Origin of the sequence: Paenibacillus sp. Aloe-11, assembly GCF_000245715.1 — a bacterium.
Taxonomy (GTDB): Bacteria; Bacillota; Bacilli; order Paenibacillales; family Paenibacillaceae; genus Paenibacillus; species Paenibacillus kribbensis.
Genome location: NZ_JH601064.1, coordinates 25,606 through 34,690, shown reverse-complemented (window position 1 = coordinate 34,690; position 9,085 = coordinate 25,606). Strand labels below are relative to the sequence as shown.

7 protein-coding genes are annotated in these 9,085 nt (G+C 34.5%); 6 read left to right on the top strand and 1 reads right to left on the bottom strand.

Annotated elements, in window-relative coordinates:
- Both WG8_RS20040 and WG8_RS28845 read left to right on the top strand, forming a co-directional pair.
- Positions 1–358, top strand: a 358-nt coding sequence (locus tag WG8_RS20040) for a TrmH family RNA methyltransferase (RefSeq protein ID WP_007432065.1), incomplete at its 5' end; no start/stop codon positions are given.
- 320 nt (positions 359–678) lie between these two features.
- Complete coding sequence (locus tag WG8_RS28845) at positions 679–867, top strand: helix-turn-helix domain-containing protein (RefSeq protein ID WP_232289141.1); 189 nt, start codon at positions 679–681, stop codon at positions 865–867.
- A gap of 665 nt (positions 868–1,532) precedes the next feature.
- Here the strand turns inward: WG8_RS28845 and WG8_RS20030 are convergent.
- A complete protein-coding gene (locus WG8_RS20030) occupies positions 1,533–2,543 on the bottom strand; it encodes an AraC family transcriptional regulator (RefSeq protein ID WP_043891282.1) in 1,011 nt (336 codons plus the stop codon).
- Positions 2,544–2,895: 352 nt separating this feature from the next.
- Here WG8_RS20030 and WG8_RS20025 point away from each other — a divergent pair, with 352 nt between their 5' ends.
- From WG8_RS20025 to WG8_RS20010, 4 genes are all read left to right on the top strand, one after another.
- Entirely contained in the window at positions 2,896–3,876 is a 981-nt protein-coding gene (locus WG8_RS20025; RefSeq protein WP_007432064.1) for a family 43 glycosylhydrolase, read from the top strand.
- A gap of 15 nt (positions 3,877–3,891) precedes the next feature.
- Positions 3,892–5,265 carry a PTS transporter subunit EIIC gene (locus tag WG8_RS20020; protein ID WP_043891281.1) on the top strand — a complete coding sequence of 458 codons (1,374 nt, stop codon included), beginning with the start codon at positions 3,892–3,894 and terminating at the stop codon, positions 5,263–5,265.
- Positions 5,266–5,301: 36 nt separating this feature from the next.
- Positions 5,302–7,740 (top strand): glycoside hydrolase family 3 N-terminal domain-containing protein, encoded by a 2,439-nt coding sequence (locus WG8_RS20015; RefSeq protein WP_043891280.1) that lies wholly within the window; start codon positions 5,302–5,304, stop codon positions 7,738–7,740.
- Between the two features lie 120 nt (positions 7,741–7,860).
- Positions 7,861–9,042, top strand: a complete 1,182-nt coding sequence (locus tag WG8_RS20010) for a serine hydrolase domain-containing protein (protein WP_043891279.1) — start codon at positions 7,861–7,863, stop codon at positions 9,040–9,042.
- Positions 9,043–9,085 lie beyond the last annotated feature (43 nt).

Below are 9,085 nucleotides of genomic sequence, written 5' to 3'. Positions count from 1 at the left end.
TGGCTGCGCCGACCTGTACAACCCCAAAACGATCCGCTCCACCATGGGATCGTTGTTTCACCTGCCCGTGATCGAGGGCAGCCTGGAGGAGCTGTTGCCGCAGGCTCAAAGCAAAGGGGCCCGCTTGATCAGCACCTCGCTGGATGCGAGCCTGTCATGCTATGCCGTGGATTTGCGTGGTTCTACCTGGCTCGTGATTGGCAACGAGGGCCAAGGTATTTCCGATGCCACCGCACGCAGGGTCAATGAATCGGTATTCATCCCGATGCAGGGGCAAGCAGAATCGCTGAACGCTGCAATGGCCTCTACGGTGCTATTATTTGAGGCGATGAGACAGCGTGACTTTACTAAAAAATAATTCCTGTTGTGGGTTATAACATCAAATGAGACTAATTATATTATCGAATGAGACAGTTTATAACATCAAAATGAGACAAAGCAAATGCCCGTAAAGCGCGTAAAGACGGGAATAAAATGAAAAAAAGTACCTGAGTTTTTATTATTCACTGATCCGAGTTTTCATGTTTTTATAGTGAAAATGGACAGGATATTTTCTATATGATGTTGTAAGATAAACATCTTCCTAAGAATAACTTAATAGCTTAGCTAACTTGACAGTCCCGATAAATAAAATTATTTTTGGGGCTGTTTTTTAATCTTTAGACAGAAGGTGGAATAATGAGGAGTATAGGAGAAAAGTTAAAATATATCAGAAAGTTGAACAAGCTTAATCAAACTGAATTCTCACAGACCATTGGGATATCACAAGGAGCATTAAGCGAATTAGAAAAAGATAAATACAAGCCATCATTGGATCTTGTGATTGCTCTGAAAATGAAGTTTGATGTCGATTTAGACTGGTTTTAATTTGAGGAAGATGCGAATAGAAGCATAGGGATTTTCAGCGTACAAGTTGATGGGCTTGAGTCAAGATTAATCTCAGACTTTCGAAAACTAAACCTTGATGATAAGCTGGAATTAAAAGAAATTCTGAAATTAAAGCTGAAACGATACATTAATGAAATCTAGGATTAATTTGTTAGTTAGGGGCTGCTCAAAATTGTTTATTCAATAATGTACCACCAATAGAAAGCGAGATGTTCTAAGGTACAACACTAAAAAATCATCTCTCTCGAAATGTGTGTACTGAAGAATTAGTAACTAATCTCATTTATAATTGTAATATGTCTCAACTAGAGATTAAAAAATCAGAAACGGCGTTTTTTAGTGTCAACTATAATAGTTACTCATAGCTAATGTGAGTAACTATTATAGTTGACACAAATCTAATTGATAAATAAGATTTTTTGCGATATGTTTTAGAGACAGAAAGGGGACCTTGCTTCATCAGAAACACTGATGAAGCAAGGTTTTTCTATTTTGAATGGTGATGAATAATAAATGGTGATGTTTTGAGAATTGGAATTACTGAATAGAAATTATCTTCAATTTTATTGAGATTAGTCGTTGGGTTGATACGCAAGAACTAGAGAAATATTGTCAGATGCTTGGATAAATTAAAGTAAGTGATTTTACTTGAATTTTTGAATAGATTTAGAAATAGAATTGTCTCGAAATTCTTTTGGTGTAACACTAAAATATTCCTTGAATTTTTTGTAAAAGAAATTTAAGTTGTTATAACCTATTTCGTTTGCAATTCCGTAAATAGGGATATTAGTATTTTCAAGTAAAATAGATGCTCTAGTTAGCTTTTGAAGTAATATAATTTCAGAAAATGATCTGTTGGTGGTTTTTTTTATCAAATTACTTAGATAGTTTGGATGAAAATTGAAATGCTTAGCTGTGGAAATTAAAGTACACGTCATATAATTCTTCTCTAGATAGTTAAGTATATCTACAACAGGTGCATTGTTGAATGATTTTGAGTTAGATTGGGTAGAGTCGTACTGAAATACCCTCAGTAGTTCAGAAAATATAAGCACCATAAAGCAATCAATTATTTCATTTGAACATAAAGATTTATCAAAATATTCACAAAGAAGCTCTTTTATATATAGAGGGATTTTTTTGTTATTTTCAGAATTAAATATTATGCAATTATCATGATCCCTCTTATCAGATATAGCATTAATTAAAAACTCTGAGATAATGCCTTTACTTGATAGCCTGCTAAGAAAGGCAGTTGAAAAGTATTCTTTACTCATTAATATATTTATAATAATATCATTTTCACTAGTTGGTAAAATAGAATGAGGAATACCAGTATCTATAATAGATATTTGTCCTTCTTTCAGTTTTACAGTCTTATCTTTTATTATCTCTGTAAATTCTCCAGAATATACATAACTAAGTTCGATATAAGTATGAACGTGCATTGGTACTTGAGCAAATCGTGTATGTTTACGTGGGGTGATATTTTCGCCCATATTCATATCATTATCATCAAATAAATAAGCACTATGCCCTTTACAGTTGATTATTTCCATTTTTTTATATCTTTCAGACATAACAGGATTTGATTTATATTTTATCTCTTTTTCTGTTAATACTCTAAGCATTCTATCTAACTCATCGTGATTCATAGTTGAAACCCCTTTCAACGTTAGTCATTATATAGTAGGATATGATATTAAAATCGGTCAGTCAATATGTGTTTATTTGATATTATAGAGCATATAAGAAAATGCTATCCTTTCTTCAAGGGGATTATTTAATAGCTTCCTTGAGGTCACAAATATAGAGACGTCTATAGACTTTTATCTAAAAACTATAGTTTTTATCAGTTAGTGTATCTAATAAAATCACTCATTTTATAAAAGTGTTGAAAGGAGTAATTTCTGTAATTAAAAAAGGGACAAACATTAAGATTTAACTTAGGAATATTTTAGGAATTTCCATTTTGACACTATTATCTTTTATAAGGAGAAGTTTTAAATGTATAATTCTATTCGACCAGGTCAGGTTTGGCTTGATACAAAAAGTAAGCGTATACAAGCTCATGGTAGTTCTGTAATGTCTGTAGATGGTGTCTATTATTGGTATGGGGAAAATAAGGAGAACACAATCCCTGGAAGTGGCGTTTGGCATAATGGTGTTAATTGTTATTCATCTGAGGATCTTATAAATTGGAAATTTGAAAAAACTATTTTGAAGGCGCCTTCAGATGTTAATAACCCTTTACATCCTTCTAGAATTATGGACCGTCCCCATATCATTTATAACAAAAAGAATGAAGAATTTGTAATGTGGATGAAATTAGCTGGAACAGATGAAAATCCCAGAGATTGGAATTATCAATATATGGGAATCGCGACGTCAAAAAGTATCAATGAAGAGTTTAAGCTTATTGGTAAAATAGTTCCGTTAGATATGAGCAGTGGTGATTTTGATTTGTTTGTTGATGATAATGATCAAGCATATATTATCTTTGGAAAAGTTCATACAGAAATTGTAATTGCAGATTTAACTGACGACTATAAAAATTTAACAGGAAAATATTCAACGCATTTGCATTTCAGTTCACCTCCATTGGCACGTGAGGCACCTGCTGTTTTTAAAAGAGAGAATGAATACTTTATGTTTACGTCGGGAACAACTGCGTATTATCCAAATCAAACGCTCAGTGCCAAAGCAGATAATATGCATGGACCTTGGTATATTATTGGAGATCCGTGTATAGAAGATACAGAAAAGAACACTTTCAATTCCCAAATAAGTAGTGTATTTAAAGTACCTAATCAAGATTTATTCATTGCGATTGGGGATCGGTGGGTTGTTGACTTAACAAGAAAAAAAGAGAAGAGTTCATGGAACATTAATACAAGTGAGTCTGATTATGTTTGGCTACCTGTAGAATTTAAAGAGAATATCCCAGTAATCCAATGGAAGTCGGAATGGAATCCAAACAATTTTTAATAAGGGGAAGTTTGTATGAATTTAAAAGATTCAGCAAAAGCAATAATTGAAAAAGTTGGAGGACCAGAGAATATTGTAAGTGTTACGCACTGTGTAACTAGATTGAGATTTGTTCTGGCGGATGAATCAATTCCCAATGATAATGAAGTTAAAAGTATTGATAAAGTATTGGGTGTTATGAGAGCTGGTGGACAATATCAAGTAATTGTTGGGAATATTGTTAAAGATGTTTATGCTGAAGTTGATTCTTTATTAAAAGGTAATGCTAATGAAGATGATATCAAAGAAAAAATTGAAAAAGTTAAAACAAAAAATAAAACAAGTTTGATTAATAGGCTATCTAGATCACTTATGAAAATGATTTTTCCGCTAGTTCCAACAATGGCGGCGGTGGGTATTATTAAAGGTTGTTTGGCTATATTCCTTATGTCAGGCGTATTGCAGACAACAGATGGTACTTTTATTATTTTGCAAAATATAAATGATGCTTTCTTATACTTCTTACCTATAATTGTAGCATTTTCAGTTGCGAAAACATTTGACTCAAACCCTTATGTTGCTGCTGCAATAGGAGCATCATTGGTATTCCCAGGTATTGTGAAATTACATGAGGATGGTACAGCTTTAACGTTTTTTAAAATTCCGGTTATTTTAACAACATACGGTAATTCAATTTTCCCTGTTATGTGTAGTACTTTTATTGCTGCAAAATTTGAAAAGTATCTAGAGAGGTTTATACCACCATTTTTAGAATTCCTTAAAATTATGGTATTACTTTTAGTAATGGTACCTTTCACATTTTTAGTAGTTGGTCCGATTTTTGTAAAAGTAAGTGAGTTATTAGCGAATGGTACTATGGGAGTTTATAATTTATTCCCTTTAGCTACCGGTGTAATATTCGGTGCCTTCTGGCAGCTTTGTGTACTTTTTGGATTACACTATGCGTTTATTCCTATTTTGACCGATATAACCCTGAGAAATGGTTCTAATGCGTTGAGCCCGATTTTAGGTATGGGAGTTTGGGCATTAGCTGGAGCTGCGCTTGGTTTTGCACTTAAGACTAAACGAAAAGAAAATAAAGCTACTGGTTATTCAGCAATGACTTCTGCACTGTTTGGTATTACTGAACCTGCCATATTCGGGATTGCTTTGCCGTATAGGAAACCGTTTATTTGCGCAATGATTGCTGGAGGAATTGCTGGACCATTGAATACAATTTTAGGAACAAATCAATTTTCACCAGCTGCTGTTGGAGGGATTTTAACATTTGGTGCCCAAATGGATCCTAGCGGTGATCCAGGTCCACTTATAGGATTTTTTATCTGCTTTTTCGTAAGTTTTACTCTCAGCGCAGTTTTAACATACTTTACAACGAGAGCGAACGATTAGCTAAGAAGCACTGAGGTAAAAAGGGAGGATTTATCAATGAATAAATTTAGATATAAAGATATAACCTTGTCGGCAGAAGAGCGTGCTAAGGATTTAATTCATAGAATGAGCATAGAAGAAAAAGTTGCTCAGTTGCAATGCTATAACCCTAAGGATAAAAATGGTCCGAATTTAGAAAATTCTTTTCAATATGGAGTTGGTGCAATAGCTTTTTTGGCTGCTGCATGGGATGATTCGAAAGAAATGGTAGCCGATAAGCTTAGAGACTATCAAAAAAAAGTAATGGAACGTAGTAGATTTGATATACCTGCTCTTTTTCATATTGAAGGATTAACTGGAGCATTGATGCCAGAAGCAACAAGTTTTCCTACAGGCATTGGCAGAGGCTCTGCCTGGGATCCAGAACTTGAGTATGAGGCAGGGAAAATAATAGGAAAAGAAATGAGTGCAGTTGGAATTAAACATGCATTAGCTCCAGTTCTTGATGTTACTCGGGATGCACGTTTAGGTCGTCAGGGAGAAAGTTATGGAGAGGATCCTACTCTTGTTTCTGCACTAGGAACTTCATATGTTGTAGGTATTCAAAATTCTGGAGAAAATGATGAATATAATATGATGGCTACTAGCAAGCATTTTATTGGTTATCATGCTGGACAAGGCGGAATACATGCTGCAGCGACTAATGTTCCTGAGAGGGAGTTGCAGGAGATTTTCGGAAAGCCGTTTCAATCTGCAATTAGCAAAGGAAATCTTCGATCAGTCATGAATCAATACGGAAGTGTAAATGGTGAGCCAGTAGCTGCATCTAAATATTTATTGCAGGACCTATTGAGAAAAGAAATGGGTTTTAATGGACTACTTGTTGCAGACTATGCTTCTATTGAAGAGCTTTTTACACGAATGAAAGTCTGTGAAGGAAAGAATGAAGCTGCAGTAAAAGCATTGAATGCTGGATTTGATTTAGAATTACCAACACCTAGTGCTTATGGAGACAATTTAATTCAATTATTAGAAGAAGGTAAAATAAATATTAACCTTCTTGATGAAACTGTATTAAGAGTTTTAACTGAAAAGTTTAGACTCGGAATTTTCGAAAATCCATTTCCTTCTTCATATGAAAAAATAAATGAAGTATTCAATAAAGAAGAATCAAAAAAAATTAGTTTAAAATATGCAAGAGAATCATTAATTCTTCTTAAGAATAATGGAATTTTACCATTAGATGCAACCGATAAAAAAGTAGCTATAATTGGACATAATGCAAGATCTATAAGAAGCTTATTCGGTGGGTATTCATATGGTAGCGTACTAGAACTTGCTATGGGTGCTAGAAATACGATGGCAGGTATTGAAGTACAAACAGATGAAGTCCTTTGGAGAAATAAAAAGAAAGACACATATCCAGGAAGTATTATTGATGTAGAAATTCCAAAACTTGAACAAGTTGCAAGTAAAGCTTATAAGCATTGTAAGAATATTTTAGAACAATTTGAGCAATGTTGTCCAAACTCTGACATTCAATATCAGTATGGTTATCCTTATGTAGGGAATGATACTCGTCATCATGAAGATGCGTTAAAACTTGCGAAAGAATCTGATGTTACAATTGTTACGGTTGGCGGAAAATATGGATGGGGAACATCATGCTCAACAGGAGAAGGGATTGATTCAAGTAGTATTAATCTTCCTCAATGCCAAGAAGAGTTTTTAATGAAATTAGGCGAGAGCGGGATTCCTTTTATAGTTGTTAATTTAGATGGAAGGCCTATATCTAGTGACGCTGCTGATCAATATGCTTCTGCAATTATTGAAGCATGGAACCCTGGGGAGTTTGGCAGTCAAGCTATTGTAGAAACAATTCTTGGTACAAATAATCCAAGCGGTAAACTTCCAGTTTCTGTTGCATATAGTTCGGCTCAAGCGCCACTTTATTATAATCATAGTCAGGGATCAAGTTATCATGTTCAAACCGGTTCACCATTTACTAGATATATCGATCTTCCCCATACTCCAAGATATTATTTTGGTTATGGTTTATCGTATACTACATTTGATTATCATAATCTCCAAACAGAAAAATCAAAGATAAAACCATTTGAGAAGATTCATATTAGTTTTGAAGTAGAAAACTCAGGGGATAAAGCTGGAATTGAAATTGCTCAGGTCTATGTATGTGATAAAGTTGCATCTTTAGTTAGACCAGCACAAGAATTGGTTGGATTTTGTAGAATACCTTTAGAAGCTAAACAAAAGAAAAAAGTAGATTTCTATATTGATCCTAGTCAATTTGCATTCTTAGATGAAGATATGAAATGGAAGATAGAAGCAGGGGAATTTGATGTGATGATTGGCTCTTCTTCGGAGGATATCCGCTTAAAAACGAATGTCTATATTTTAGAAGATGGCTACACGCAAAGTAAGAATAGGGAATTTTACGCCTCTTATAAAATCAGTGAATACGCTTCCGAGAATTAAATTGAATATGCAATTAGTAAGATATAGCAGGTTAGTATATAATCTGCTATATCTTGTTTAATAATTGTTTTATAAAAGCAAAGTGACAATAAATAGTAGGAAAATGGAGGGGGATCCAAAATGATTAATAATACAGAAATCAGCCAGATAAAAAAAATTTTAAGAAAAAGTATAGACGAAGATTACATAGCTGGTGGGAATTTAATGATTATCAAAGATGGAAAAGAAATTTTCTACCATGAAGATGGTTGGGCTGATAAGGAAGCTAGGATTCCAATAAAAAGAGATTCCATTTTCAGACTGTATTCTATGACTAAACCTGTTACAGCTGCTGGTATAATGATACTACTAGAACGAGGTGATATTGATTTATACGATCCAGTAAGCAAGTATATTCCTAGTTTTAAAAATCAGATGGTTGATGAGGGAGACAAGTTGGTTCCGGCGGTACGGGAAGTAAATTTAAAAGATTTGCTTTCAATGACCTCAGGCTTGGTTTATGGCGGGGATAACAGAGCCGGTCGGGATACAGAAGCATTATTCATAGAGATGAAAAATAGGCTATTAGGGGATTCTCCAATGAGTACTGTGGAAGCCATGAACAAACTAGGAAAGTGCGCCCTTGCCTTTCAACCGGGAACTTCTTGGGAATACGGGACCTCTGCAGATGTACTCGGAGCTGTTATAGAAATATGTAGTGGTATAAGCTACGGAGAATTTTTAAAAAAGGAATTATTTGAACCACTGGGAATGTGGGATACTGGTTTTTGGATACCATCGGAAAAAAGACACCGTCTTGTAAAAGCATATGAAGACAATGGGCTAGGTAAGTTACAGCCTTATACCGGAAATAATTTGGGTATTATTAATCAGATGGATATGAATCCGGCATTTGAATCTGGAGGAGCAGGACTTGCGTCTACAATAGATGATTACTCAAAATTTACTAGAATGCTTATGAATGGAGGAAGTCTTGACGACGTTCAGATTTTGCGACCTAAAACAGTGAAATATCTAACGTCAGGAACTTTAAATAAGATGCAGCAGAAAAGCTTTGACGAATGGCTAACGTTAAGTGGACACAGTTATGGAAACTTAATGCGTGTAATGACAGATTGCAGTAAAGCTGGAGATTTGGGGTGTCTTGGGGAATATGGATGGGATGGTTGGCTTGGGGCATATTTTTGTAATTGTCCAGATGACGATTTAACATTCCTATTCATGATGCAAAAAAAAGATGCAGGAACGACTACACTCACTAGAAAGCTGCGCAATATTATTCTAAGTTCATGTTGTAAATAAACCCAAGGTAGTTTTTTGTTTCTGGAGGTAATGTATATTGATA

What these genes read in the sequence shown, in the direction of transcription:
- WG8_RS28845 (WP_232289141.1), top strand. Translation starts at nt 679, where the DNA reads ATGAGGAGTATAGGAGAAAAGTTAAAATATATCAGAAAGTTGAACAAG.
- WG8_RS20015 (WP_043891280.1), top strand. Translation starts at nt 5,302, where the DNA reads ATGAATAAATTTAGATATAAAGATATAACCTTGTCGGCAGAAGAGCGT.
- WG8_RS20010 (WP_043891279.1), top strand. Translation starts at nt 7,861, where the DNA reads ATGATTAATAATACAGAAATCAGCCAGATAAAAAAAATTTTAAGAAAA.
- WG8_RS20030 (WP_043891282.1), bottom strand. Translation starts at nt 2,543, where the DNA reads ATGAATCACGATGAGTTAGATAGAATGCTTAGAGTATTAACAGAAAAA.
- WG8_RS20025 (WP_007432064.1), top strand. Translation starts at nt 2,896, where the DNA reads ATGTATAATTCTATTCGACCAGGTCAGGTTTGGCTTGATACAAAAAGT.
- WG8_RS20020 (WP_043891281.1), top strand. Translation starts at nt 3,892, where the DNA reads ATGAATTTAAAAGATTCAGCAAAAGCAATAATTGAAAAAGTTGGAGGA.